Raw genomic sequence first — 26,436 nt, 5'->3', positions numbered from 1 at the left:
TGTCACCAACTTGGTTAGACTGGCCCCATGCCCCCGAGTCACAGGCCCGAACCCGCCGCCCTCGCCGCCTGGCACGCCTACCGGGCGCTGCCCCTGCTCATCGACGCGGAGGTCGCCCGCGACCTGGAGCAGGACACAGGCCTGTCCATGGCCGACTACGACGTCCTGGCCGCCGTGACAGCGCTGGCGTCCGTCGACACCTGCATCCGCGTCAGCGGCCTCGCCGCCCACCTGCACTGGGCGCACAGCCGCCTCTCCCGGCACCTCGGCCGCATGGAGCGCCGCGGTCTCGTCGCGCGCGAAGCGTGCGAGCGCGACGGCCGCGGCGACGACGTCCTGCTGACCTCCGCCGGACGCGCGGCGCTCGACGAGGCGACCCCCGCCTATCTGGCGTCCGTCCAGCGGCACTTCGCCGCGCTGCTGTCACGGGAACAGCTCGCCGCGCTCACCGGCATCGAGGCCACGATCACCGCGGGCCGCTGAGTTCCAGGGCGGAGAGGGAGATCCGGCGTCCGCCTCAGCCGCGGATCATCGACATCAGCAGTTCATGGGTCCCGGCGTCTGCCGCCGCCACAAGTCCGCGGCCCCCTTGCCCGATAGGGGCGCCGTCGACCCCGGTGACCACGCACCCCGCGGCCCGGCAGAGCGCGATGCCGGCCGCGAAGTGCACGCTCCCCGACAGGTCGCCGCCGTCGGTGACGTACGCGGCGCGCTTGCCGGCCGCGACCCAGGCCAGCGCCAGCGTCGTGGACACGACCCGCGGCCGGAACCGTCCGCCGAAGTCGGGGTGGGCCAGCAGGTCGACGGCCCGGAACCCGGGGGCGCTCGGGAACGGCGGGTCCAGATTGACGTCCACCAACTGCGTGGCGGGCGTCGGCGCCAACGGGGTGTCGGCGCCGTCCCGCCGCACCCAGGCGGAGGTGCCGTCGGTGCAGAACACCTCGCCGCCGAACGGGTCGGCCACCGCCGCCGCCCCGTCGCGCAGCGCCACGTTCACGGCCACCAGCATGTTGCCGACGGCGTAGTTCAGCGTGCCGCACAAGGGGTCCACCAGCCACCGGCGCGCGGCGTCGTCGGCGCCGTGCCGCCCGCCCTCCTCGCCGAGCACCGCGTCATCGGGCCGCGCGGCACGGATGACGTCGAGGATCGCCTTCTCGGCCCGCACATCGGCGGCGGTGGCGAAGTCCCCGGCGCCCTTGTCGATCCGGGAGAGCCGCTGCCCGTACAGGGCGCGCACCACGTCCGCGCCGGCGCTCGCCCCGGCTATGGCAACCTCGACATCCGCAGCATCCGCATATGAGTTGATCATGCCGCGCAGACTATCGCCGCCCGCCGCCCCTCCCGGAGGCGGCGAACCGGAGGACCCCCGGGGTCCTAGGCCCTCGCGCTCTCGTCCGGGTGCAGCGCGTCGAGGATGAGGGTGAGGCCGAAGGTGAACTCGTCGGCGTAGTCGTATCCGGGCTTGAGGGCGTGCTCCGTGGCGAGTTCGGTGAGGTGGGGGTAGGCGTCCGCGGGCATCTCGTCCAGGATGGCGCCCGCGACCTCGCCCAGTTCCGCCGAGCCGCTGAACGGCAGGCTCAGTTCCTGGATCACGAAGCCGTACAGATAGCTGTCGATCAGCGAGAAGGCGTGCGCCGTCATGGCGACGGAGAACCCTCCGGCGCGCAACGCGCCGATGACGGCGTCGTGATGGCGCAGGGTCGCGGGGCCCGGCCGGGAACGGGAGTCCATCAGGGCGACGGCCCACGGGTGGCGCCGGAGCACGGTGCGGGCGGAGGCCGCGCGGTGGCGCATGGCACTCTTCCAGTCCGTGCCGTGCGGTGGCAGGTCGATCTCGCCGAACACCGCGTCCACCATGCCGTCGAGCACGTCCTCCCGCCCCGCGACGTGGTGGTAGAGCGACATCGCCTCGACGCCCAGCGGCTCGGCGATGGCCCGCATGGTGAGCGCGGCCGAGCCCTTCTCGTCCGCGACCGCCACCGCCGTACGGATCACCCGCTCGCGGCTGAGCGGGGTGCGCGGAGTGCGCGGAGTGCGCGCCGAAGTCCCGCGCCGCCCTTTTCGGCCCTCGGGCATGTGCACCTCCCGATCGCTTCCCTTGACCGTCTTACAGCATAAGGCTAGCTTGCCTTACAACATAAGGTACGCATTCCGGCGAAGGGCCGCGCCATGGGTACGGATCGTGTGAAGAAGGTCTGCGTCATCGGAGCTTCGGGGAAACTCGGCCAGTACATGGTCCGGCACGCGCTGGAGCGCGGCTACGAGGTGGTCGGCGTGTGCCGGGAGCGCAGCGTGCCGAAGCTGGCCGCGTTCGAAGGCCGGATGGCCGTCGTCCCCGGGCCCACGAACGACCCGGAGGTGATCCGGCGGGCGGTCGCCGGGTGCGACGGGGTCCTGACGGTCCTCGTTCCCTGGGGCGTGCGGCAATACGCGTCGGGGACGGCCCAGGCGGTCCTCGACCACGCACGGCCGGGTGCGCGTCTGGTCTTCTCCTGCGGCTGGCACATCACGCGCGACGGCAAGGACCGGTACTCACGGATGTTCACCTTGGGCGTCCGGGTCGCCGCCCTGCTGGGCAGGCTCGTCCGCGTCGTCGAGATCGACGACCAAGTGGAGGCGTGCCGCCGGGTGTTCGCCAGTGACACCCGGTGGACCGTGGTGCGCGGCAGTTCCCTCGAGGAGGGCGGGAGCCAGGGCCTGCCCGTGTGGAGTCGGCACGTCGGCGATCCGGTGCTGGCCAGCAACGTGACCCGCCGGGTGGACTTCGCCCTGTTCATGGTCGAGGCGCTCACCGACGACGCGCTCGTCCAGGAGGCACCGGCGATCGTCGGCCGTCTCACCGCCAGCGCCCTCGCCCACGCCGGGGACACGCGCGACCGCGCGTAGCCAGAGCTCGGCTGCCTGGCTGCCTGGCCAGGGCCTGTCCGGCGGGCGCCCTTGTGGGTCGGGCGCCCTTGTGGGTCCGGCGGGTGCCCTTTGGAGTCCGCCGGACGCACACGCCGTAGCGATCCCCGCCGCCCCTCAGGCTCCCAGCAGCACAGCCAGCCTCTCCAAGAACGCCCGCTGCCCCGCCACAAGCTTCTCCCCCGCCCGGTCCAGCGGCAGCCAGGCCACCCGGTCGAGCTCCGGGAACTCCTGGACACGGCCCGAGCCGCGCGGCCACTCCATGCGGAACGTGCCGGGGACCACCGTCTCCGGGTCGAGGTCGGCCTCGACGGTCCAGACGGTCACGGTCTTGCCGCCCGCCTGCCGCACCTCGCCCAGCGGCTGGTAGGGCCCGGCGGGGGCGGGCAGGCCGAGTTCCTCCTCGAACTCCCGCACCGCCGCGGCCAACGGCTCCTCCTCGTCGCCGTACTCACCCTTGGGAATCGACCAGGCCGCCTGGTCGCGGCGTGCCCAGAACGGTCCGCCCATGTGGCCGATCAGCACCTCGGGCGTCGGGCCCGGGCGGCGGTGGAGGAGCAGTCCGGCGCTGCGGCGGCCGGTCATGACGGCGTGTCGTGTGGGGGCTGCATGTCAGCGGACCCTACGCCCACGTCGGCGACTCCACCGGGTCGGACGCGGCTCCTCCAGGGTCCAGGGCGGGGCCGACGGCCGTCGCATCACCCTGGTGCGGTACGAACTCTCTGTGAACCAAGAGATCCCACCCGAGACCGTGCGCGTGTTCATCGCGCTCGCCCCGCCCGACGACGCGAAACAGGAACTGGCGCGGGAACTCGGCCCCGCCTACCGCGCGCACCCGCGGATGCGCTGGAACCGCATCGAGGACTGGCACATCACCCTGGCGTTCCTCGGCGAGGTCCCGCCCACGGCCGTGTCGGTGCTGCGCCCGCCGCTGGCGGACCTCGCGGCCGCCCACCGCCCCCTCACCCTGGCGCTGCGCGGGGGCGGGCACTTCGACGAGCGGGTGCTGTGGAGCGGCATCGACGGCGACCTCGACGAGCTGCGTCTGCTCGCCGCCGACGTGCGCGGCGTGGTCAAGGAGTGCGGAATCAGCTTCGCGGAACGGCCGTTGCGCCCTCATCTGACACTGGCCCGGGCCCGCCGCGACACGCCGTCGTGCGCGGTCGAGGCCGCCGCCGGGCTCAGCGGTTTCACCGGCCGCCCCTGGCAGGCCGAGCGTCTGCACCTGGTCGCCAGCAACTTCGGCCGCGGTCCTGGGCCCATCCGCTACCGGGACGTCGACGCCTGGAGCTTCGCCGGTGAGCGTCATCACGCCGGTTAGGGGCCATGCGGCGAGCCCGGTCGCGCGAGGGGCCTCTCACGCCCCCTCGCGCGACCGGGCTCCCGTGGGCCGCGAGGCCTACAGCGGCTGTACCGAGATGTTCCGGTACCGCACCGCGTTCGCGTGGTCCTGCAGCCGGACGGCGCCCGCCGTCGGGCCCTCGGGATCCCCCGCTCCCGTCGGCCCGTCGATCGCCACGTCGTCGTGGACCTTGACGCCGTTCCACACCAGCGTGAGGCGCGCGTAGTCTGTCTTCTTGCCGCTGTCGTCGAAGCGGGCGGCGCGGAAGGTGATGTCGTACGTCTGCCAGGTCCCGGGCGGTTTGGCCGCGTTGGTGTCGGGGGCCTTCTTCTTGTAGATCGCACCGGCCTCGTCGTTGGCCGGGGAGTCGTCGCCGTAGGAGTCCAGGATCTGGATCTCGTAGCGCTCCTGGAGGTACACGCCGCTGTTCGCGCGGTCCTGACCGGTCACGTCCGGCGGCAGCTTCGGCAGCCAGAACTCGACGTGCAGCTTGAAGTCCTGGAACGCCTGCTTGGTGCGGATGTCGCCGCAGCAGACCTCCATCGCGCGGTCCCCGACGAGCGGCCACTGCGGGGTGCGGCCGTCGGTGTGCTGCCACGGCGAGCGGTCGGCGCCGTCGAAGAGGGTGGCCCTGGCGCCCTGGGGGTGGACGGCCAGCAGGTCGAGGTTCAGGTGGCCGGTGTCGCCCTCGTCATGGCGGTACGTGATGGTGTTGGCGCCCGCCCGCAGCTTCAGCCGTTCGGTGTGCGTGGACCACTTGTCCCAGGTGCCGGTGGAGAGGAGCTTCGCCTGCCGCACCTTCTCGCCGTTGACGTGGACGCTCAGCGTCTTGGTCCCGGCCTCGGGATGCGGGCCGTTGGCGTACCGCAGGCCGACGTCATAGGTGCCCGCCTTCTTGGCCCGGACGTCGAAGGTGGTGGCGGCACCCTTCGTACCGTAGCCGTCGACGAATCCGCTGCCGGAGTACGCGGCGTGGTCGGTGTTCGTCCTGGCACCGCCGTCGAGCCGGGCCTCCTCCGCCTCGTACAGGGACTGCGGGGCGGGCTTCACTCCGGGGATGCGGTTCAGCGTGTACCACGCCTCGGTGGACCACAGGCTCCTGCCGCCCTCGGCGGTGAAGGGGCGGGGCGAGCGCACATGGACGACGCGGTCGGGCTTCAGGCCCGGGATCTCCAGGACGACCTTCTTGCGGTCGGACGAGAGCGTCGCCGAGCGCACCGGCAGCGTCTCCTCGTCCACCTTGGGGCCGCCGTACGCCGCGGTCGGTACGTAGCGCCACTGCGCCACCTGGTAGCGGGCGGCGAGCTTCTCGGCCGTCACCTGGGACACCGGCTTGGTGTACTCCATCTCGAAGCCGGTCCTCGTGGCGCGCATGGCCTTGATGTCGAAGGCGTCGTCGCCCTGAGGCGTCAGCTTCTGCAGACCGTGCTTCAGCTTGCCCGGCTGGCCCCAGTTGCCGCCGGCGCCCAGACCACCGGCGTACAGGGCGCCGTCGGGGCCCGTGCTGATCCGGTTGACCCCGGCCTCCAGGCCCTGTGTGAAGCGGAAGACCGCGCCCTGGTACTCGCCGCCGACCTTCTCCAGGGACGCGCGCTGCACGCCGCCGTAGGTCACGTCGCCGAAGAGCAACTGCCCGGCGAAGGTGCCCTCCTTCAGGAGGACCGGGGTGCTCGGCGAGTTGCCGATCTCGTTCTGCGGCAGCCACAGCACGGGCCGCGTGACGGGCTTGTCGTCGAACGGCCCGTCGGGGTTCGTGTGATGGTTGAAGAAGCGGCCCTGTTTGACGTGCAGGAGCTTCGACGACGGCAGCCAGCCGCCCTGGTTGTCGGTGGCGAACAGCTCGCCGTCGGGTCCCCAGCCGATGCCGTTGGGGGTGCGCAGGCCGCCCGCGACGTAGGAGACCTCGCCGGTCGCGCGGTTGACCTTGATGGTGGTGCCGCGGTTCTTCGCGGGCTGCGGGTCGGTGGTGGCGCCGCCGAGGTTGATGGCGACGGACAGGTTCAGATAGAAGAAGCCGTCCCGGTAGAGCAGGCCGAAGGCGAACTCATGGAAGTTCTTGCCGAACGGCCAGGTGGCGACGGTCTCGTAGGCGTCGGTGACGTCGTCGCCGTCGGCGTCCTTCAGCCGGGTCAGCTCGTGTTTCTGGGAGACGTACAGCGAGCCGTCGACGTACTTGAGGCCCATCGGCTCCTTCAGGCCCTCGGCGACCTTCTTGGTGGTCACCTTGTCGGGGCCGGTGCTGCCGGTGACGTTGTCGAGGAGGTAGACCTCGCCCTTGGTGTTGTCGGTGCCGCCCCAGGTGGCCACGGCGAGACGGCCGTCGGGCAGCCAGTCCATCGCGGAGACCTGCGGCTCGAACCCCTTGGGCCTGAGGTCGGTGAGCCGGTAGTCGGGGTGGACGCCGTTCAGCGGCAGCCCGTCGCCCGGTGTCTCGGTGGAGTTCGCGCACTCCTTGCGGCCCGGCGCTGTCACGCGTACGACGCCCTTGTCGGTGCTCAGGACCGAATTCGGCACGACGGCGAAGTCACCGGCGCCCGGCGGCTTCCAGGCGAGCGTGACCTGCTGTTCGCCGCCTGCCTCGAAGTGCTCGATGAGCAGGGCGTGGTACCCGGCCGTCAACTCGACCGTGCCCTCCTTGGGGCTCGGCCCGTGCTGGCCGTCGTGGTCGACGACCCGCTTGTTGTCGATCAGAAGCCGGGAGCCGTCGTCGCTGGTCAGGCGGAAGGTGTAGGTGCCGTCCCGCGGGACGTCCAGGTTGGCGATGGTGTGCGAGACGAAGTTGTCGGCGAGGCCGCCGAAGTCCGCGGCCTCCTTCCAGTCGACGACCGGCTTCAGCTCGTCGACGTTCGGGGTCTGCCCGGGCTTGAGCTCGCAGAGCTTGTTCAGGGGCTGCTGCATGTCGTAGACGCGCTGGGTGACCCCGGGCTCCTGGGGCGGGAGTTCGACGAAGGGGCTCGGATCGTCGGCGGGGGCGGAGGCGGGTGCCGAGGCGGGGGCCGCCCAGGCGGCTCCGGTGACTCCCGTGGCCCCGGTGAGTCCGGCGAGGAGGGATCCGACGGCCAATAAGCTCAAGCGAGTACGGAATCTTCGGTACGACCGTGCGCTCATTGCTGCTCCCGGCAGGTGCTGAGGCGGGTGAAGTGGAGCGGGCGAATCGGGGCGGGACGCTAGTCAGCTTTCATCGAAGCCGGAAGCCCTTGCGCGACAAAGAACGCGACTTTTTCTTGAACCAGGACAAAGCGCGATCAGCCGCCGCTCCGCCGCCCACGACCACCCCCGCACTGCCGGGCCGGACGTCAGGGAGCGATCCCCACCCCCGGCACCCGCCCCCACACCCGCTCCTGCGCCGCCGTCATCGCAGGCCAGACATGCCCGCCGGGCCGCGCCCGCACCCGCGAGGCGTACTCCCCCGGCACGAAGCGGGGGTCGTAGAAGCAGCCCGTGCCGTACGTCGCGTCGAAGGCCGGGCAGGAGGCGGCCACGGACGCCGGGGTGGGCTTCCTGCCCTTGCGCACCCATGTGTCCAGCGCGGCCAGCGAGTTGGCGTACTCGGCCGCGCTCAGCCCGCTGTGCTCGTGCTCCCGTGTGAACGTCTGCACCAGCTGCCGGTCCCGTCCCGCTCCGCGCACCGAGGCGCGGTAGGCCGCCTCGTGTTCGACGAAGGCCGTCGGGTCGTCGATCGCGTGCAGCGTGAGCACGGGGATCGCTACCTTCCCGGTCAGGTCGCTGTCGTACGACAGGTCGCGCACCGCGGTGGGGTCGGCCGCGAACCGCTGCACCCCGGCGTTGAGGGCCTTGTCGTCGTGGGATCCGGAGTAGCGCACGCCCTTGTTGCCGAAGGGGTTCCGGCCGCCGAGCCGCTTGTCGACGATGTCGCGGAAGGTGAAGGTCGCGAACTTCAGATGGGATTCCAGGGTGCGCTCCGGGATCCGGGTGACGGCGAGGATGTCGTCGAGGTTGCGTTGCTGGCGGGCCGTGCGGTCGGCGGGCGCCGAGGCCAGGCCGGTGCACTCCTGAAGGCGGGCCTCGAGGTCGGCGCCGGTCATCGTGGAGTCCTTCGGCAGGCCGCTCCACAGCGGGTACTCGGGCTCGGACGGCCGGGGGTGGTTCTGGCAGTAGTACTGGTGGACGACGCGCAGATCCACGCGGTAGTCGTAGCCGCGCGAGCCGCCGCCGAGCACGCCGTTGGTGAGCAGCGCGCCGTCGTAGGGCCGTCCGCCGCGCGAGCCGTAGGTCTCCACGGCCTTGGCGGCGACGTCGCCTCCCCAGGACTGGCCGTGCAGGTATGTCTTCCGCGGCTTGCGGAACTCCCGCACGAAGAGCTTGCGCAGGTTCTCCGTGTCCGCGGCCGCCATGCGCGTGCCGTAGCCGCCCCGGCGGTAGGAGGAGCCGGCCCACGCGTACCCCTCGTCCACCATCACCGACCAGCGGCCGAGGTCGTCGGCGCTGCGCTGCGGGTCGGAGCGGGCGCCGAGGTCGGGGCCGCCGTGGGCGTGCAGGACCAGTGAGCCGTTCCAGTCCCGGGGGACGGCGATGGTGTAGTACGCGCCGTTGCCGTCCCGGCCGGTGTAGCACGTCGCCTTCGCGCCCACGCTCGCCGGGCAGTCCACGGGGCGGGGGCGCCCGGGGTCGGCCGCGGTGGCGGGCGCGGGTCCCGCGAGGCCCGCGGTGAGGACCAGAGCGACGCCAGCGGCCAGGGCGTCGGCGTACCTCCGCCGGTGGTTCATGCGTGGACGGCGCTCTCGCCGTGCGGTCAGCCAGTTGCCCATGAGTCGTCCTTCCCCGGGCCTCCAGGCGCGTCCCTCGCGCGGAGGGCTCGATGCTAGGCACCGGTGAAAGGGCGGACGAGGGCTCGGGGATTGCGTTCATATTGATCTCCGCGGCCGCCCGCTCCAGGCGCACCGCCCGCTCAGGTCGTCACCACCCCCACCCCGGCGAGGCGCCCCGCCAGATACCGCTGGAACTGCCACAACGGACGCTCCAGGTGCGAGAACCGGCCACCCGACGGTGCGGGGTCGGTGGCGAGGCCGCGCTGCACTCCCCGGATCGCCACCAGGTCCTCCGCCTGGATGACCTCGAACTGCTGCCGGGAGGCCTCCACATAGGCGTCGAAGCCGGGCCGCTCCTTGGCCTCCGCGGGGACCAGGACGGTGAAGACCGCGTCGTGGGCGGCCGGGCCCCTCGGGATCCAGCGTGCGAACGCCACGCTGTCGGGCATCAGGGCCATCGCCATGTTCGGGAAGACGCCCGCGACCGTCATGCCGGAGAGCTGGCGCATGCCGAGCCCGGGGATGAGGGTGCCCACCAGGTCCATGCCGTCCGACCCCTGCGGGATCTCCATGTCGGGGGCGAACGGGGTGTACATGCTGAACCCGCGCCCCTCGCAGGCGTCGACGACGGTGTCCTTGCCGGGGAGGATCCGTTCGAGGGTGTCGGCGTGCGAACCCATGTGGTGGTAGTTCTCCGAACCGTTCTCGAACGCAACCTTCCAGTTCGCGGGGACGCCGTCCCAGCGGGCCGTGAACCCGACGACGAGGTCCGCGAGGCGGTACGGAGCCACCGTGGTGTCGAGCGCGGTCAGCTGCGGGGCGAGCGGGGCCGCGTCCGGGTCCGCGTTGACCATCAGCAGCCCGTGCCAGACCTCCAGGCGGTGCTGGGGGAGTCGGCAGGCGGCGCGGTCGAACTCGACCTTGTTCATCAGCGGGGCGCCCGCGAGCTGCCCCGCGAACTCGCCGTTCAGGCGGTACGTCCAGGTGTGGTACGGACAGGTGAGCCGTTTGAGCGAGCCCTGGTCGGGGGTCGTCTCGGGCGGCAGTACGTCCATGAAGCGGTGGCGGCACACCCTCGACAGGGCGTGCAGGTCGCCGTTCTCGTCGCGGGTGACGACCAGGGGCTCGCCGAGGTCGTCCGTACGCAGATAGTCGCCGGGGCGGGCGACCTGCGAGACGTGGCCGACGCACACCCAGTCGCTGCCGAAGACGCGGTCCTTCTCCAGCTCGTGGAAGTCCTCGCTGGTGTAGGCCCGGGCGGGAAGGGTCTCGCCGCGCTCCAGGGGAAGCTCGGCGAGCCGGGCCAGTTCGCCGAGCAGGGCGGGCAGTTCGCCGTTCGAGGTTCCGTCGTACGGGGAAAGTCGTCCGTCGCGCGAGGAAAGACGTCCGCCGTGCGGGGAGGCAGGTCTGCCGTGCGGGGAGGGGAGTCCGTCGTGCAGCATCGTGGCACCGCCTTCAGTCCGGGATCTCCTTTCATGCTCCGCCGCGGCCGACGGAGCGGGATCGACAGCCTGAACGACATTCGGGTACATCCTTTGGCTGACCCGGGCAATCCGGATGTCCGATGCACGGGAGACAGGCGATCGACGTAAACTCGCCCCTCATCTAAAGGTCTAGGCCAATGGCTGACGCCCGGGGCACGGGAGACAGGGGTCAACATCGAACGGCCGCCACTCCGCGATCACCCCAAACCCCTTGCCTGTGCAGCACATTTGAGCACACACCGGCACGGAACCACTCCTTGACGCGGTTGATTGGTATAGGCCAATATCCACCTCGTTCGCACCGCTTTCGCCGCGGTCGACCGATCCGCCGATCCCGCACCCCGCTCCCCCGGAGGTCCCTCATGGCAAGCGACAGCCACCCGCGCCTCACCCGGCTGGCCAACTCCGTGCTCCAACCGGGCTTCGCGGGCACCACCGCCCCGGACTGGGTGCGCCGCCGCATCGCCGACGGGCTCGCGTCCGTCGTGCTCTTCGGCCGCAACATCGAGAGCCCCGAGCAGGTCGCCGCCCTCACCTCGGCCCTGCGCGCGGAGAACCCGGACCTGATCGTCGCCATCGACGAGGAGGCGGGCGACGTCACCCGCATCGGCGCCCGCACCGGCGCCTCCTGGCCGGGCAACCTCGCGCTCGGCGCCATCGACGACCCCGACCTCACCGAGCAGGTCGCCCGCGACATCGGCCGCCAACTGCGCGCGATCGGCGTGTCGTTGGACTTCGCCCCCAGCGCCGACGTGAACTCCAACGCGATGAACCCGGTCATCGGCGTCCGCTCCTTCGGCGCGAGCACGGACGTGGTGGCCCGGCAGACCGCCGCCTGGATCCGCGGCCTGCAGTCCGTCGGCGTCGCCGCCTGCGCCAAGCACTTCCCCGGCCACGGCGACACCGACGTCGACTCCCACCACGGCCTGCCGCGGTTCACGGCCGACGCCGACGAGATCGCCCGGACCGCCCTGCCGCCGTTCGCCGCCGCGATGGACGCGGGCGTCCGCGCCGTCATGACCGCGCACATGCTGGTCCCGGCACACGACGACGAGATGCCCGCCACGCTCAGCGGCCCGATCATCAACGGCCTGCTCCGCGAGAAGCTCGGCTTCACCGGCCTCGTCGTCACCGACGGCATCGAGATGGGCGCCGTGACCGGCCCGTACGGCATCACCGGCGCCACCGTCCGAGCGGTCGCCGCGGGCGTGGACGCGGTGTGCGTCGGCGGCGAGAGCGCCGAGGAGTCCACCACCGTCGACCTCGCCGACGCCCTGGTGCGCGCGGTGCTCGACGGCACGCTGCCCGAGGAGCGCCTGGCCGAAGCGGCCGCGCGCGTGGGCGAGTTCGCCACCTGGTCGGCCGCTCTCGCCCGGCAGGCGGACCCCGAGGCGGACGCCTCCGACATCGGCCTGGTCGCGGCCCGCCGCGCCGTGCGCGTGCATCGCAGCGGCAACGGCGCCGAGCTGCCGCTCACGGCCGACCCGCACGTCGTCGAGCTCTCCCCCACCATGAGCCTCGCCGTCGACGGCGCCACCCCGTGGGGCGTCGGTGAGCCGCTGCGCGCGCTGCGCCCGGGCACGACGTCCGTGCGGATCTCGGAGTCCGAACTGACCGGCCAGGACGACCTCCTCGACCGGCTCGCCCTGACCCCCGCGAACGGCCGGGACCTGATCGTGGTCGTCCGTGACGCGGCCCGGCACCCGTGGATGTCCCAGGCGCTCCAGGGCCTGGTGCGCCGCCGCCCGGACGCCCTGGTGGTGGAGATGGGCGTTCCCGCGGGCGAACAGGTCGGGGCGGTCCACGTGACGACGTACGGCGCCACCCGGGTCTCCGGCATCGCCGTCGCCGAGGTGCTCGCCGGCGCCTCCTGAGCGCCGGGGCGGCCCGAGAGTGTGCCCTTTGGGTCGCCCCGCAGCCCTCCGCGAAGGGCGGTCCGCGCGGCCTCCCGAGGCCGCCCAAGGCCCCCGCACAGCCCTCCGAGACGGCCCGCAAGGCCCTCCAGGGCAGCCCCAAAGGGCACACTCGCGGGCCGCACGCATGCCCGTTAGGGCAGCAACACACCCGGTTCGGGCTGGGGTTGACTTCGCCCTTGGTCTAGTCCATCTTTGGTTGAAACCGAAGCTGGTCTAGTCCACTCCGGGGGGTGCGCGCCGGATCCAGGAGTCCGGTGCGGGTCCGCCGCCGAGGGGGACGACCGGCAGCGCGCGTCCACCGCGGCCTCTTGCCCCGGGAGCGGCGTCGAGTACGAGGAGGTAGCACCACCGGCTCTGTCGACACCGAGCACCACGGCGCCCGCGCCACCGGCACGACAGTGCCCCGCAGCCCTGCCACCCCGCTGCCCCTCCTCCCGCCACGCCGCCCGCCCCGGACGCACCTCGCCGAGGGCGCGGCCCGGCGGACCACGTCCGAGCACCCTTCGGCCGCGCTCCGCCGCCACGATCCGTACGCCATGCCACCACCGTGGCCCCGGACCGACCACCCCCACGCCACGGCAGCCGCACCGACCGTCCGCCCCCCTCTCGCCCACCCCCGCACACCGCGTCCCATGCGGCCGGCGGGAAACGAACCCGCACGCACTCCGACCTCGGACACACCGGGGCACGTCGTCGCACGACGCCCCCGCGACCGGACGCCCGCGTCCGTCGCGGCGCGTACCGCCCCGGCATCTCCACCCGGCCCGGCGGGCAGTGCCGCTCCCGGACCGCGACGACGGCAGCTCCTTGGCCCTTCTCGTCGCCGCCTCCCCCAGCGAGGCCTCCCCCCACGCGCGAACCCGCCGAGCCGCGGCCCCCGCCTGCCCTTTCGCCGTGCCCACAAGTGCCCCTTCACCGCGTCCCAGCAGCCTTGGAGGACCCCGCATGTCCACCCCGTACGAATTCCTGCACCGCGCCGCGTCGGACCGCCCGTATTTCAGCTCGGACGGCGAGACGTACCTGGCGCAGTTCCCGCTGAACGAGATCAAGAAGACACACCCGCTGCGCGTCCTCACCGAGGAGCAGTTCACCTCCTGGCAGACCTACGGCTACGTGGTGGTCCCGGAGGCGATATCCGCCGAGGCCGCGGGCCGTCTGCTCGACTTCACCTGGGAGTTCCAGGGACTCGACCGGTCCCGGCCCGACACCTGGTACGAGGAGCGGGAGTTCAGCACCGACCTGGAGCGGGACCTCTACATCTACGGCTTCGTGGAGGCGTACCACCACCAGCTGATCTGGGACAGCCGCCAGACGCAGCGGGTCTACGACGCGTTCGTCGACGTGTGGGACTGCGAAGAGCTGTGGGTGACCCTCGACCGGCTCAACCTCAACCCGCCGAACGTCAAGAACCGTGACCGCGCGCTGATCGCCCCCACCGACGAGGGCTTCGACATCGAGCTGCACTGGGACGTCGACTCCACGCGCGGGGTGCTGCCGCAGCGGGTGCAGGGCATCATCGCGCTCCACGACACCCAGCCGGAGCTGGGCGGTTTCCAGTGTTCACCGGAGCTGTTCCGGCAGTTCGACCGGTGGAAGCTCGACCAGCCCGCGGACCGCGACCCGATCCGTCCCAACACCGACCGCGCCGAATTCCCGGTGGTGCGGCCCGAGTTGAAGGCGGGCGACCTGCTGATCTGGAACGGCATGCTCGCGCACGGCGTGGCCCCCAACACCTCCGCCGACGGCGTCCGTTCGGTGCAGTACCTCTCCATGATGCCTGCCCTGGAGTCGAGCCACACCCTGCGCAAGTCGCGGGTCGAGTCCTGGCGGAGCCTGTCCACGCCGGACTGGAACGCGACGCTCGTCGGTGACGCCACGCGGCACGAGTCGGAGCGCTACGGCACGGCCGAACTCACCGAACTCGGCGAGAAGCTCCTCGGCCTCAGTTCCTGGCACGCCGACAACGCCTAGTGGTGAAGCGGAGAACCGCCATGCGCAAGATCTGCCTGACCCTGCCCACCAACAGGGCGTGCACCGCGATGATCGTGGCCCTGCTCCAGGAGGCGGAGTACGCGGCCCGCACCTTCGACGTCGAGGTGCACGTCCTCATCCTGGACTCCTCAGGACCCGCGACCTTCGCCGAGCACGCCCGCGCCGCCCGGACGGCGCCCGCCGCCGCGGGGATCGTGGTCCATCACCTCGGCGAGGACGAGCAGCGGGACTTCCTGCGGGAGGTGATCGACGCCTCGGGCGCCGTGAAGCAGGAGCTGCTGCTCGACCTGATGCTGCCCGCCGCCGTGTCGTACGGCGCCTGCACCAACCGGGCGTTCCTCATCGCCGCCGCGCTCGGCTGCGCGTCGGTGCACCGCAGGGACTCCGACAGCGACTACCAGGTCCTGAACGGCGAGCCCGTCTACCCCGTCCACCACGAGCTGATGTCCCTCGGCAAGCGCGCGGCCGACGCGGCCGGGGGCGTCACCGGGACCGACCTCGCGGCGGAGCACGCGGACAAGCCCGTGGTGCTCGTGGGTTCGTCGTTCATCGGTGAACTGTCCGTGGACATCGGCGAGATGCGCGACCTGGACCGCGACGTCTACTACGACGTCGTCAGCCTGTGGGCGCCGCCGGACTGGTCCGCGGAGCAGAAGCGGGACCTGGTCGACGAGTCCTTCCGGGGCGCCGGGCACGACCCGTTCACGGGCGACCGCGCGGACCTGACCCTCGTCGACCCCATGCGCGTCGACATGTGCAACGTCAGCTTCCACACAGTGCACGAGCGGGTGCCGCTGCCCCCGGCGACCGACACCATCGGCAGCGACTACTTCCTGCTGCATCTGGTGTACGACGCCACGCTGCCCGGAGTCGTGCACAACCGCAACATCGTGAACTTCTACACGGGCGAGCGCAGGACCGAGTCCGGCTTCGTCGCGTACCAGAACCGGTTCGTGAAGTTCTTCCTGTCGATGCTGTACCTCAACCACGTCTACCGCGAGATGACGGACGCCGGGTCCGCGCTGCTCGACGAGCACCACGAGGTGCGCGTGGGGCGGATCGCCGAACTCGTCCGGGAGAGCACCCGGTTGGACACGGCGGAGAACGTGGCGCGGCTCGACGCCCTCGATCGTTCCTACCGGAAGCTGGGCGGCAAGTACGCCGCGTTCGCCGACACCCTCGTGCCCCGGCGCGGGCGGCTGCTCGACGAGGCGCGGCAGGACATGGAGGACTTCGCGCTGCTCATCGAGGGCTGGGCGGCGCTGATCCGGGCGAGCCGGTCCACGCGCCTCGGCCGACGGCACGCGTAGCGGAACAGGGCATCCACCATGTACGAAACGACCAACCTGCGGGCGGCCCTGGCGGCCGCCACGGAGGACCAGATCGTCTACGACCTGCCCGGCATCGCGGACCGGCACGACTCCCTGGTGCGGGAACTGCCGGGCGTGGCCGTCCGGTTCGCGATGAAGGCCTGTCCGGTCGACGAGGTGCTGTCCTGCCTCGCGGGGCGGGGCGCCGGGTTCGACGCGGCGAGCCCGCACGAGATCGCGCAGGCCCTCGCCACCGGCACCCCGACGGACCGGATCCACTACGGCAACACCATCAAGTCCGACCGGCACATCGCCGAGGCGTACGACCTCGGCATCAGGGACTTCGCGACGGACAGCGTGGAGGACGTGCGCGCGCTGGCGGTGCTCGCCCCCGGCTCCCGGGTGTTCTGCCGTCTCGCCACCGACGGCGAGGGCGCCCTGTGGGGGCTCAGCCACAAGTTCGGCTGCTCCCCCGCCGACGCCCTGCGGGTGCTCTCGACGGCGCGGGCGTCGGGCCTGACGCCGTCGGGTCTGTCCGTGCACGTCGGCTCCCAGCAGATGACGGCCGAGGCGTGGCACGCCGCGTTCGACCGCATGGCCGACGTGCTCGCGGCCCTGGAGCGGCGCGGCATCCGCCTGGACCACATCAACCTGGGCGGCGGCCTGCCCGCCCTCGGCTACCGGGACCGGCACGGCAGGCCCCTCGACCCGCCCCTGGACAAGATCTTCGCCGTGATCCGGGAGGGCATGCAGCGGCTCAGGGCCGTCACCGGGACCCCGCTGGACTTCGTCATCGAGCCGGGCCGCTACCTCGTCGCCGACCACGGCGCCGTCCGTGCCCATGTGTCGCGCCTTTCCGCGCGCGAGCAGGTCAGCGGGGAGCGCCAGCACTGGCTGTACCTGAGCTGCGGCAAGTTCAACGGCCTGTACGAGATGGACGCGCTCCAGTACACGCTGGTCTTCCCCGAGTACCGGGGCAGCGACTACGTCCCGGCGGTCGTCGCGGGTCCCACCTGCGACAGCGACGACGCGTACAGCCACGAGGGCAGCCTCGTGCACGTGCCGCGGAGCGTCGCGTCGGGCGACCCGGTGTGGATCCTGTCCTCCGGCGCGTACGCGGCGAGCTACACCACGCAGGGCTTCAACGGCTTCGGCCCGCTGCCCTACACGTGGATACGCGGCGAGGGCGACACCGCGCCCGTCGTCTCCTCGGCGGGAGGGCGCGCGCGATGACCCAGGGCATACGCATCCGGCTGCGGCACATCGCCGACGGCGACTGGGACGGCATCGCGGCGCTGGAGGCCGAGGTGTACACACCGCTCGGGCTCTCGGAGGGCAGGGCCGCCCTGGAGTCACGGGCGCGGGCCTCGCCGAGCACCTGCTTCGTGCTCGACTGCGCGGGGGCACCGGCGGGGTATCTGCTCGCGCTGCCGTACCCGCCGTTCGAGTCGCCGGACCTGGCGCGGGCCGAGGAGCCCGTGCCCGGCGCCGACCCCGGCTCCCCCCAAACCCCCGCTTCCCCCGCCTTCCCCTCCGACAATCTGCACCTGCACGACCTCGTCGTCGCCGAGGACTTCCGGGGGCGCGGGCTCGCCCGGCGGCTCCTGCGGCATCTGGCGACGACCGCGCGGTCGCAGACGTACGAGCAGATCTCCCTGGTCGCCGTCGCGGGGAGCGAGACCTTCTGGTCGGCGCAGGGGTACCGGGCCCATCGGGAGATCCCGCTCCCGGGCAGCTACGGCACGGACGCGGTCTACATGTCCGCGGCCGTGCCGGAAGGACGAAGAGGCTGAAGACGCTCATGCAAAGATCGCTCGTTCGCGATGAGTTCCGGCGCGCACAACTGGCCATCGCGGCGCTGTTCTGCGTCCTGGGCTTCCAGTACGCCACGTGGGCGGCCAGGCTGCCCGCGCTCAAGTCCCGGCTCGACCTGTCCGAGGCCGAGCTCGGGCTGCTCCTGATGGCCTGCGGTGTGGGCGCGGCGGCGTCCTTCCCGCTGGTCGCCGCGCTCACCCGGCGCTGGGGCTCGCGGCGCCTCGCGCTGGTGTCGGCCCTGTTCCTCGGCGTGCTCCTGCTCGCCCTCGCCGCCGCGCCGAACTACCCGGTCGCCCTCGTCGTCATGTGCGCCGACGGCGTGGGGGTCGGATGTCTGAACGTCGCCATGAACGCGCAGGGCGCCGCGCTGGAGGCCCGGCACGAGCGGACGGCGATGTCGCAGCTGCACGCGACGTTCAGCGCCGGTTCGCTGGGGGCCGCGCTCCTCGCCTCCGGCATGAGCGCGCTGAGCTCGTCGGTGGCGCTGCACTTCGGCGTCGCCACCGTGCTGGTGCTGCTGCTGACGCTGTCCGCCCAACCGGCGCTGCTTCCCGACGAGAAGCCCGCCGGGGCGGCCGCCGAGCAGGACGTCGACGAGCCCGCCGACGGGGCGCGGAAGAAGGCCCGGCGCGGCTGGAGCCTGCCCTCCCGCGTGACCCTGTGGATGGGCGGCGCCATGGTGTGCGGCACCGTGGCGGAGGGCGCCATGAACGACTGGTCGGCGCTGTACATGAAGGAGGTCGCCGACGCGTCGGCGCGCCTCGCGCCGCTCGGCATCGCCGTGGTCTCCGTCATGATGGTGCTCGCCCGGCTCTTCGCCGACGGCTGGCGCACCCGGTTCGGCGACGGCCTCGTCGTGCGGGTGGGCAGCCTCCTCGCCGCCGCGGGCCTCGCGTTCGCCCTCCTCGCCGGCGGTGTCGTACCGGCCCTGATCGGCTTCGCCTGCATGGGCCTCGGCATCGCGGCGGTCACGCCGTGCGTGTACGTGGCGGCGGCGCGGCAGGGCTCGGAGGCACTGGCGCTTGTAGCCGCGATGGGCACGACGGGCCTGCTCGCGGGACCGCCGCTCATCGGCTTCCTCGCCCACGGCACGAGCCTGGTCTGGGGCATGGCGGCGGTGGCGGTCTCGGCGTCGCTGGTGTCGGTGTTCGCGGCGCGGATCAGTTGGCCTACGGCTGCGGCGCGCGGTGCGGAGGTGGAGGCGAAGGTGTGAGGGGCGGGTGGGCCGCCTCGGGGACGGGGTGGCCCACCGCAAGCGAACGGACCGCCCCGGCTGCGCGCCGGGGCGGTCCGCTTTCCCCTCGATGTCCGCTTCACAGGCCTCTTCGAGGAGCTCGACACAGGTGGCCGTGCGGTCGCCGAATGGGGCCGCTACGCCTCGCAGTTGAGGACGATGCCCTCGTTGACGCGGCAGATGTCGTGGTCCACGCCGCCGTCGACCTCACCCTCGTTCAGCAGGACCTGGATCTCGTCGTCTCCCTGGTTGCCGTGGATCCTCCCCTTGGCACCGTCGATCTCACCGTTGACGGAGACGATGACGTCGTCGTTGCCGCCGCCGGCCTGGATCAGGCCGATGCTCTCCTCCTCCAGCCTGATGGTGTCGTCCCCGTTGCCGCCGTTGATGACGCCGGCGTGGTTGAACGTGACCCGGATCGTGTCGTTGCCCAGGTGACCGAAGATGACGTCCCCGGAGACCAGGCGGTCGCACCGAATGTCGTCGTCGCCGCTCGTTCCGTAGATCTCCGGGCCGGGTTGGGGCTGGCCGTTGACGACGCAGTTCTCCGCCGCGGACCGCATGTCGCCGGGGGCCGCGAAGGCGACGGTGGGCCAGGCGAGCATCGCGGTCACGGCTGCGAGGCGGGCCACCCGGTGGAAGGTCGTACGGCGCGGACGCCTGTATTCGATGCGCATGCCGTGAGCATCGACGGGTCCCGCGGCGCTGTCACCGGAGCGGAAGCCAACGTCACCCGCATGTGGTGCCCATTCGTCCCCTTGGGTGACATGGCCCAGGCTCACGTCCGCCGTCCACCAGGCTCGGCAGGCTCGGCAGCAGAGAACCCTCCGCGAACACCCCCCATCAAGCCACAGCCCGCGCCTCCAACCGGCAAGCGGCCACCGCCTCCTCGGGCGTCATGGCGGCCCCGCGTCGGTGCGCCGCCCCGTACGCCTCCTCGTCGAGGCGCTCACGTACCACCGCATTGATCCGGTCGACGTCACCGCGTTCGGCGGGCGGCAGGGGCATGCCGACCGATTGCCGCGCCGTGTGGGCCGCGCCGAGGAGGACGGCGGCGCACACCGGGCGGCCGTCGGCGGCGTGAGCTCCGGCCAGGCCTTCCAGGGCGAAGGCCAGGGCGCGTGCGTCGCCGGTGTTGCGGGCCGCGGTCCATCCTTCCAGGTGGAGGCGCAGGGACGCCGCCGCGTCGCCGCGCTGTTCGGCGACGAAGCCGAGTTCGGCGAGGACGAGTGCGATGCCCGGTTCGAAGGCCATGCGGGTCTGCCACCGGAGGACTTGGCGCAGCTGGGTCTCGGCGGCGTCGAGGCGGCCCGCGCGGCGGGCGCCGAGGGCGAGGCCGGTCTCGGCGCGGATGACGCCCGGCGTGAAGCTGTGCTCGGCGGCGATGCGCATGGCCCGTTCGTGAAAGGCGCGCGCCGCGTCGTGGTCCCCGGTGAGGGTGGCGGTGCTGCCGAGGCCGCAGAGCTGGTCGGCGGCCTCCGGCCACAGGCCGAGGTCCTCGGCGATGCGCAGCCCCTCTTCGTGCAGGCGGGCGGCCCGCGGGTAGTCGCCGGTCATCTGGGCGAGTCCGGCGAGAGGTTCGACGGTCAGCAACTGCCCCCAGTTGTCGCCGAGTTCGGCGAAGAGGGCCGCGCTCTGCCGCCCGGCGCGTTCGAGGGTGCCGAGGTCGCCGCGTACATGGGCCTGGTTGGCGCGGACGCACAGGGCCGCCGCGAGGCCCCACTGGTCGTCGAGGGCGCGGAATCCGTCGAGGGCGAGGCGGATCAGTTCCTCGCTGGCGGCCTGGTCGCCCACGCCGAACAGGGCGAAGCCGAGGAACCACTGGGCGCGGGCGCCCTCGCGCCGGTCCGTGATGTCCTTGGAGAGTTCGACGGCGCCCCAGTTCCACTCCGCGCGGTCGGAGCCGTCCCCGACGAGCACCGCGAACCCGGCCTGCCAGGCCCGTGCCTGGGCCCGGGCGGAGACGACGGACTCCGGGGTCGCGGCGGGTCCCGCGTGCCGCCGTGCCGTCTCCAGCGCGGCCTCCAGGGATCTGACGGCCTCCCTGAGGCGCCCCCTCAGGAACCAGTACCAGGCGAGCGCGTTCACCAGACGCAGCGCTTGCTGTGCGGCGCCGTCGCGCACGGCCTCGTCGAGGGCGCGGCGGAGGTTGGCGGCTTCCGCGTCGAGGAGCCGCAGTTGGTGCCGCTGGTCGTGGCCGCGCAGGTGGGGTGCGGCGCTTTCGGCGAGCGCGAGGTAGTGGTCGCGGTGGCGACGGCGTACGCGTCCGGCCTCGCCCGCCTCCTCCAGGCGGGCCGCGCCGTAGTGCGCGACGGATTCCAGGAGCCGGTAGCGCGGCCCGTCGCCGGTGTCGACCGCGGCGACCAGTGAGCGGTCCACGAGGCGTGCGAGCAGGTCCAACACGTCCTCGGCGAGCAGGCCTTCGCCCGCGCACACCTCCTCGGCCGCCGCCAGCGTGCAGCCGTCGGTGTGCGCGGCGAGCCTGCGGAGCACGGTCTGCTCGGGCGCGGTCAGGAGCTCCCAGCTCCAGTCGATCATCGCGCGCAGGGTCTGCTGTCTGGGCGGGGTGCCCCGGTGCCCGGTGCGGAGCAGCCGGAACCGGTCGTCGAGCCGGGCCACAAGCTCCCGCACGCCGAGGGCCCGTACGCGCGTGGCGGCCAGTTCGAGGGCCAGCGGGATGCCGTCGAGCCGACGGCAGACCGTCGCGACGTCGTGGGCGTTGTCCGCGTCGAGGCGGAAGCCGGGGGCCGCGGCGGTGGCCCGCGCGACGAAGAGCCGCACGGCACCGGTACGTGCCACGTCCGCGACGTCCGCGTCCCGCGCGGGGTCGGGCACGTCGAGCGGCGGTACGGCCCAGACCGCCTCGCCGGGGATGCCGAGGGGTTCCTGGCTGGTGGCGAGGATGCGCAGGCCGGCGGCGCGGCGCAGCAGCGCGGATGCCAGGTCGGCGACGGCGTCGATCACGTGCTCGCAGTTGTCGAGGACCAGCAGCAGCCGCTGGTCGCCGAGCGCTTCGGCGAGCCGGTCGGCCGGTGCGGCGGGGCTGCCCGGGGCGGCGGCTTCGGAGGCGGTCTCCTCGCGGATGCCGAGCGCGGCCATGACCGCCTCCGCGACGGCGTGCGGGGCGTCCGCCGGTTCGGTGCGCCCCCGGGACGCGAGCTCGACCAGCCGGACCCCGTCGGGGAAGTCCCCCGCCGCCCGCGCCGCCACGGCGAGCGCGAGCCGGGTCTTGCCCACCCCGCCGGCCCCGGTCAGCGTCAGCTGCCGCACCGAGCCGAGCAGGGCCGTCACCTCCGCCAACGCGTCCTGGCGGCCGATGAGTTCGGTGAGGGGCACGGGCAGGTCGGGGCGGGGGCGCGGGTGCGGACGCGGAGCGAGAGGTGGTGCAGAGCGGTCGTCGTCGCCTCGTGCGGAACGGCCGTCACCGCCTTGCGCAGAACGACCGTCGTCACGTCGTACGGCGCGGTCCCCGTCGGCGCGTACGGCCTGAGGGTCGTCCCCCGCCACCGCGCGCCCCCGAGGCGTCACCACCGCCGCGCCGAGCGCCGGATCCTGCTCCAGGATCGCCTGGTGCAGGCCGACCAGCTCGGGGCCCGGGTCGAGCCCCAGCTCGTCCGCGAGCCGGACCCTCAGTTCCCGGTACGAGGCCAGCGCGTCGCCCGCCCTGCCCGCGCCGTAGAGCGCGCGCATCTGCACCGCGCGCAGCCGCTCCCGCAGCGGGTGCTCCGCGACGAGCGCGCCCAGTTCACCGGCCACGTCGGCGTACGCGCCGAGTTCGACGCGCGCCTGCGCGTACTCCTCGACGGCGGCGAGCCGGGCCTCCTCAAGGCGGGCCACGACCGGCCGCGCGAACGGCGTGTCCGCGAAGCCCGCGTACGCCGTACCGCGCCAGAGCCCGAGGGCGTCCGACAGGAGCCCCGCGCGGACGCTCGGGTCGTCGGCGGCCCGCGCGCGGGCCGTCAGCGCACCGAACCTGACCGCGTCGACGCTGTCCCGGTCCGTGCGCAGCGCATAGCCGCTCTCCTGGAGCGTCAGGAGGCCACGGCCGCCGGGCTCGGCGTCCTCGAAGGCGCGCCGCACCTGCCACACCTTGGTCTGGAGCGCCGCCGCGGGCTTGCCGGGCAGTTCCTCCTCGCCCCACAGGTCGTCGATCAGCCGGTCCGCGGACACGGGCCGCCCGTCGTGCGCCAGCAGCGCGGCCAGCAGGGCGCGGGTCTTGGGTCCCGGCACGGTGACCGGGTCGCCGTCCGCCGTCCACACGGCCAGTGGCCCGAGCACCCCGAATCGCATGGCGTCACCGTAACTCAGCGCCGTGACCAGCGGGATGGCGGGCGTGAGGGTGCCGTGAGCGGACGGAGAGCGGTTCGTGAGTGCCCTGCCGCAGGCTGGCATCCGCTCCGGCGATCAAGCCCGGGAGCGAGTTCCTTCCACCCCCTGCGAAAGGCGCACCATGACCGCGTCGAACACGGCGAACACGGCGAAGCCGACGAACACGGCGAACACGGCGAACACAACGGAGTCCGCCCTTGCGGCCGTAACAGCGTCCACGAGCACCGCGACGCCCACGCCACCCACGCCACATACGTCCTCCGATGCCCCGCCAGAGGCGGAGCGCAGAGCGGGGCCCAGGGAGTGGCTCGGCCTCTTCGTGCTCACCCTGCCCACGATCCTGCTGGCGCTCGACGCGACCGTGCTGAACCTGGCCGTGCCGGACATCAGCGCCGATCTGGGGCCGAGCAGCGCCCAGTTGCTGTGGACGGTCGACATCTACGGCTTCATGATCGCCGGTTTTCTGGTGACGATGGGCACGCTGGGCGACCGGATCGGCCGCCGCAGACTCCTGATGTTCGGGGCCCTGGGATTCGGCCTCGCCTCGGTCCTGGCGGCCGAGTCGACGAGCCCGGAGATGCTGATCGCCGCCCGTGCGCTGCTCGGCATCACGGGCGCCACCCTGATGCCGTCCACGCTGGCGCTGATCAGCAACATGTTCAAGGACCCGCGGCAGCGCGGGGTGGCCATCAGCGTGTGGGTGACCTGCTTCTCCGTGGGCATCGCGGTCGGCCCGGTCCTCGGGGGCATGCTCCTGGAGTGGTTCTGGTGGGGTTCGGTGTTCCTGCTCGGCGTCCCCGTCATGGTCGTGCTGCTGGTGGCCGCGCCGCTGCTGCTCCCGGAGTACCGGGATCCGGCGGCGGGGCGCATCGACGCGGCCAGCGTGGTGCTGTCCCTGGTGACGGTGGGTCCCGGCATCTACGGCATCAAGCGGCTCGCCGAGCACGGCGTCGACGCCTTCGCGGTCGCGGCGCTGCTGACCGGCGCCGTCTTCGGCGTGCTCTTCGTGCTCCGTCAGCGCCGTCTGGCCGACCCGCTGCTCGACCTGGGGCTGTTCCAGAACCGGGCGTTCAGCGCCGCGTTGCTCGTACTGCTCCTCGGCCTCGGCGTGATGGGCGGGCTCTACCTCTTCATCACGCAGTATCTGCAGCTGGTCGAGGGTCTCTCACCGCTGGAGGCCGGTCTGTGGCTGCTGCCCGCGGCTCTCGCGCTGATCGTCGCCTCGTCGCTGACTCCGGCGCTGGCCCGGCGGATCCGCCCCGGGTACGTCGTCGGCGGCGCCCTGCTCGTCTCGGTGGTCGGCTACGCCCTGATCACCCAGGTGGACAGCGGCGGCGGACTGCCCCTCCTGGTGACCGGCTTCGTCCTCGTCTACACCGGCATCAGCCCCATGATGGTCCTCGGCACGGACCTGGTGGTCGGCTCGGCCCCGCCGGAGAAGGCGGGTTCGGCCGCGGCGATGTCCGAGACGGGCATGGAGTTCGGCATCGCCCTCGGCATCGCTGGTCTCGGCAGTATGGTCACGGCCGTCTACCGCGACGAGACCACCGGCACACTTCCCCGCGAACTCCCGGAGGACGCCGCGCAGGCGGCCCGCGACACACTCGCCAACGCGGACGCCGCGGCCAGTGAACTCCCCGGCCCGCTGGGCGAAGAGCTCCTCGAACCCGCGCGGGAGGCCTTCACCGGCGGCCTGAACGTCGCCGCAGGCGTCGCGGGCGCCATCGTCGCGGTGCTCGCGGTGGCGGCGATGGTGCTGCTGCGGCAGGTGCGGACGGGCTTCGAGGAGGAGCCCGAAGAAGAGGCCGTCCCGGAGGCGAAGGTCGCCATGGGCGAGGGCCGCTGACGACGGCCCGGCAGGGGGGCGGCGTGGTGGACGGCGGAGCAGGCGTCGTCCACCACACCGCCCCCTTCTATGCCATCTGTTGCCGCATGACCGCCTACCGCCTACCGCCTACCGCCTCAACGCTGGAGCGCGAGATGGAATCGCGTGTAGTCCGCGAACTCCACGGCCCGCTCGAAGCCGAGGCGCCCGAGCAGCGCCACGCTCCGGTCGTTCCCGTGCGTCACCCCGGCGTAGATGTCCGTCGCCCCGAGCTCGCGCGCCGCGTGTGCGTACAGCGCCGCGCACGCCGCCGTGGCGCGGCCCGCGCCCTGGTGGGTCTCGTCGATCCAGTAGCCGGTGCCGTAGTTCGGCGGGTCCACGGCGATGAGGTCGACGCGGCCGATCAGTTCGCCGCCGAGGCGGATTCCGTAGCGCAGATCGGGGGCGGGGTCGTCGGACAGGTGCGCGCGGACCCAGGCCGGGGTGGCGCGGCTCTCCTCCTGGTAGTCGCCGAGGCGGCTCAGGTGCTGACGGTTGCGGTCCAGGAGCGCGTAGTAGGCGTCGGCGTCCTCGGCGGTCAGTTCCCGGAGCACCAGGTTCGGCAGGTCCGTGGGGAGGTCGGGGGCCCTGCCGCGGGGAGTCGCGGATTTCGTCACGCTGCCGAACGTACGGCGCCGTGAGCCCGGGGCTCAACGGAATTACGGGGCCGGGCGGGTGACTCCGGGGCGCACGGTCCAGATCGAGCCGAGGGGCGTGAGGCCCAGGCCTCGGGCGACCGCCTGGGAGGCGTGGTTCGTGCTGGTCGTGCTGTAGAAGAGGGCGTCCTTTGTGGGGCGTACGCGCTCCGACCAGGCGGCGACGCAGACGCGGGCGAGGCCCCGGCCCCGGTGGTCCGGGCGGGTCCAGATGCCGGCTTCGGCGGCGGCGTCGTTGGCCGCGGGGGTGTGGCAGATCGACACGGGTTCCCCGTCGCGTACGGCCATGGCCCACTCCCCCAGGTCACCGCCGATCAGCTCGGTCCACTCGCCGGGCCGCCAGTTGTCGGGGCGGATCAGGCCCCGGGCGGCCGCCCGGCCCTCGGTGGTGGAGACCAGGACGGGCAGCGGGCCGGGCGCGGGGGCGGCGAGTCGCGCGGGGAAGAGCCAGGAGGGGCCGCCCTCGACGGACGCCGCCCGGCCGCCGAGGTCGGCGGCCAGGCGCTCCAGGGTGCGGGGCGGCCGGTCCGGGGTGTACGGCTCGTCGTCCGCGCCGGCGCCGGGCGTGCTCTCCGCGCGGACCGGGCGCGCGACGCCGGGGCCGATCGCCAGCAGCCGGCCCCGCGGCGACCAGGCCCAGACGGCAAGGACGGTCGCGTCCCGCACGGCGGGCGGTTCCCCCGACTCCGGTACGAGCCCGTGGTTCGCGTCGACCTCCAGGGCGAGGAGCCGCGCCTCGTCCCCGGCAGGCTCGCCCCGGACCGGCTCTCCCCCGGCCGACGCGTCCCCCTGCGACTCACCCCTGCACGACATCTCCTCAG

General features: G+C 72.8%; 21 protein-coding genes. 10 read left to right on the top strand and 11 right to left on the bottom strand.

The window, feature by feature from the left end; translation table 11 throughout:
• Positions 1 to 27: 27 nt before the first annotated feature.
• The gene (locus tag ACZ6AA_RS29705) at positions 28 to 483 is read left to right on the top strand and encodes a MarR family winged helix-turn-helix transcriptional regulator (RefSeq protein ID WP_468481360.1); all 456 of its coding nucleotides are present in this window, start codon (positions 28 to 30) and stop codon (positions 481 to 483) included.
• A gap of 34 nt (positions 484 to 517) precedes the next feature.
• On the opposite strand, the gene ACZ6AA_RS29700 is transcribed toward ACZ6AA_RS29705, so the two are convergent.
• Positions 518 to 1,309: an inositol monophosphatase family protein gene (locus ACZ6AA_RS29700; RefSeq protein ID WP_471460923.1), complete on the bottom strand. Its 792-nt coding sequence runs from the start codon at positions 1,307 to 1,309 to the stop codon at positions 518 to 520.
• 65 nt (positions 1,310 to 1,374) lie between these two features.
• Complete coding sequence (locus tag ACZ6AA_RS29695; protein ID WP_471460919.1) at positions 1,375 to 2,076, bottom strand: TetR/AcrR family transcriptional regulator; 702 nt, start codon at positions 2,074 to 2,076, stop codon at positions 1,375 to 1,377.
• Between the two features lie 93 nt (positions 2,077 to 2,169).
• Between ACZ6AA_RS29695 and ACZ6AA_RS29690 the strand changes: the two genes are divergently transcribed.
• On the top strand, positions 2,170 to 2,886 hold the full coding sequence (locus tag ACZ6AA_RS29690) for an NAD(P)-dependent oxidoreductase (protein WP_468456747.1): 717 nt from the start codon (positions 2,170 to 2,172) through the stop codon (positions 2,884 to 2,886).
• Positions 2,887 to 3,021: 135 nt separating this feature from the next.
• Here ACZ6AA_RS29690 and ACZ6AA_RS29685 read toward each other — a convergent pair whose 3' ends face one another.
• Positions 3,022 to 3,489 carry an NUDIX hydrolase gene (locus ACZ6AA_RS29685; RefSeq protein ID WP_468456745.1) on the bottom strand — a complete coding sequence of 156 codons (468 nt, stop codon included), beginning with the start codon at positions 3,487 to 3,489 and terminating at the stop codon, positions 3,022 to 3,024.
• Positions 3,490 to 3,628: 139 nt separating this feature from the next.
• Between ACZ6AA_RS29685 and thpR the strand changes: the two genes are divergently transcribed.
• On the top strand, positions 3,629 to 4,225 hold the full coding sequence (gene thpR, locus ACZ6AA_RS29680) for an RNA 2',3'-cyclic phosphodiesterase (RefSeq protein WP_468456743.1): 597 nt from the start codon (positions 3,629 to 3,631) through the stop codon (positions 4,223 to 4,225).
• A gap of 78 nt (positions 4,226 to 4,303) precedes the next feature.
• Here thpR and ACZ6AA_RS29675 read toward each other — a convergent pair whose 3' ends face one another.
• The 3 genes from ACZ6AA_RS29675 to ACZ6AA_RS29665 all read right to left on the bottom strand — a co-directional run bounded on the left by ACZ6AA_RS29675 (position 4,304) and on the right by ACZ6AA_RS29665 (position 10,457).
• The gene (locus tag ACZ6AA_RS29675) at positions 4,304 to 7,354 is read right to left on the bottom strand and encodes a 3-keto-alpha-glucoside-1,2-lyase-like domain-containing protein (RefSeq protein ID WP_471460909.1); all 3,051 of its coding nucleotides are present in this window, start codon (positions 7,352 to 7,354) and stop codon (positions 4,304 to 4,306) included.
• Between the two features lie 188 nt (positions 7,355 to 7,542).
• The gene (locus tag ACZ6AA_RS29670; protein WP_468456739.1) at positions 7,543 to 9,015 is read right to left on the bottom strand and encodes a hypothetical protein; all 1,473 of its coding nucleotides are present in this window, start codon (positions 9,013 to 9,015) and stop codon (positions 7,543 to 7,545) included.
• Positions 9,016 to 9,155: 140 nt separating this feature from the next.
• A complete protein-coding gene (locus ACZ6AA_RS29665) occupies positions 9,156 to 10,457 on the bottom strand; it encodes an aromatic ring-hydroxylating oxygenase subunit alpha (RefSeq protein ID WP_471460905.1) in 1,302 nt (433 codons plus the stop codon).
• Positions 10,458 to 10,861: 404 nt separating this feature from the next.
• Here ACZ6AA_RS29665 and ACZ6AA_RS29660 point away from each other — a divergent pair, with 404 nt between their 5' ends.
• The 6 genes from ACZ6AA_RS29660 (at position 10,862) to ACZ6AA_RS29635 (ending at position 18,745) form a co-directional block, all read left to right on the top strand.
• A complete protein-coding gene (locus ACZ6AA_RS29660; protein ID WP_468456735.1) occupies positions 10,862 to 12,373 on the top strand; it encodes a glycoside hydrolase family 3 protein in 1,512 nt (503 codons plus the stop codon).
• 987 nt (positions 12,374 to 13,360) lie between these two features.
• A complete protein-coding gene (locus ACZ6AA_RS29655; protein WP_468456733.1) occupies positions 13,361 to 14,386 on the top strand; it encodes a phytanoyl-CoA dioxygenase family protein in 1,026 nt (341 codons plus the stop codon).
• A gap of 20 nt (positions 14,387 to 14,406) precedes the next feature.
• Complete coding sequence (locus ACZ6AA_RS29650; RefSeq protein WP_468456732.1) at positions 14,407 to 15,717, top strand: DUF6271 family protein; 1,311 nt, start codon at positions 14,407 to 14,409, stop codon at positions 15,715 to 15,717.
• Positions 15,718 to 15,735: 18 nt separating this feature from the next.
• Positions 15,736 to 16,950 (top strand): type III PLP-dependent enzyme, encoded by a 1,215-nt coding sequence (locus tag ACZ6AA_RS29645; protein ID WP_471460895.1) that lies wholly within the window; start codon positions 15,736 to 15,738, stop codon positions 16,948 to 16,950.
• Complete coding sequence (locus tag ACZ6AA_RS29640) at positions 16,947 to 17,510, top strand: GNAT family N-acetyltransferase (RefSeq protein ID WP_468456728.1); 564 nt, start codon at positions 16,947 to 16,949, stop codon at positions 17,508 to 17,510. The genes ACZ6AA_RS29645 and ACZ6AA_RS29640 overlap by 4 nt, the downstream gene beginning before the upstream one ends.
• Before the next feature lie 8 nt (positions 17,511 to 17,518).
• Positions 17,519 to 18,745, top strand: a complete 1,227-nt coding sequence (locus ACZ6AA_RS29635; RefSeq protein ID WP_471460892.1) for an MFS transporter — start codon at positions 17,519 to 17,521, stop codon at positions 18,743 to 18,745.
• A gap of 158 nt (positions 18,746 to 18,903) precedes the next feature.
• Here ACZ6AA_RS29635 and ACZ6AA_RS29630 read toward each other — a convergent pair whose 3' ends face one another.
• From ACZ6AA_RS29630 to ACZ6AA_RS29620, 3 genes are all read right to left on the bottom strand, one after another.
• Positions 18,904 to 19,443, bottom strand: a complete 540-nt coding sequence (locus ACZ6AA_RS29630; protein ID WP_468456724.1) for a hypothetical protein — start codon at positions 19,441 to 19,443, stop codon at positions 18,904 to 18,906.
• Positions 19,444 to 19,609: 166 nt separating this feature from the next.
• Positions 19,610 to 23,056, bottom strand: a complete 3,447-nt coding sequence (locus tag ACZ6AA_RS29625; protein ID WP_471460888.1) for an AfsR/SARP family transcriptional regulator — start codon at positions 23,054 to 23,056, stop codon at positions 19,610 to 19,612.
• 114 nt (positions 23,057 to 23,170) lie between these two features.
• Positions 23,171 to 23,332 (bottom strand): hypothetical protein, encoded by a 162-nt coding sequence (locus tag ACZ6AA_RS29620; protein ID WP_471460885.1) that lies wholly within the window; start codon positions 23,330 to 23,332, stop codon positions 23,171 to 23,173.
• 82 nt (positions 23,333 to 23,414) lie between these two features.
• Between ACZ6AA_RS29620 and ACZ6AA_RS29615 the strand changes: the two genes are divergently transcribed.
• On the top strand, positions 23,415 to 24,941 hold the full coding sequence (locus ACZ6AA_RS29615; RefSeq protein ID WP_471460883.1) for an MFS transporter: 1,527 nt from the start codon (positions 23,415 to 23,417) through the stop codon (positions 24,939 to 24,941).
• A 116-nt stretch (positions 24,942 to 25,057) separates the two neighbouring features.
• Here ACZ6AA_RS29615 and ACZ6AA_RS29610 read toward each other — a convergent pair whose 3' ends face one another.
• Together ACZ6AA_RS29610 and ACZ6AA_RS29605 are read right to left on the bottom strand one after the other, a co-directional pair.
• Positions 25,058 to 25,576: a GNAT family N-acetyltransferase gene (locus ACZ6AA_RS29610; RefSeq protein ID WP_471460880.1), complete on the bottom strand. Its 519-nt coding sequence runs from the start codon at positions 25,574 to 25,576 to the stop codon at positions 25,058 to 25,060.
• A 42-nt stretch (positions 25,577 to 25,618) separates the two neighbouring features.
• Positions 25,619 to 26,428, bottom strand: coding sequence for a GNAT family N-acetyltransferase (locus ACZ6AA_RS29605; protein WP_468484059.1), 810 nt, complete (start codon positions 26,426 to 26,428; stop codon positions 25,619 to 25,621).
• Positions 26,429 to 26,436: the final 8 nt, after the last annotated feature.

It is taken from the genome of Streptomyces sp. NPDC040610 (assembly GCF_055594065.1).
This window is presented reverse-complemented; position numbering and strand designations above follow the sequence as displayed.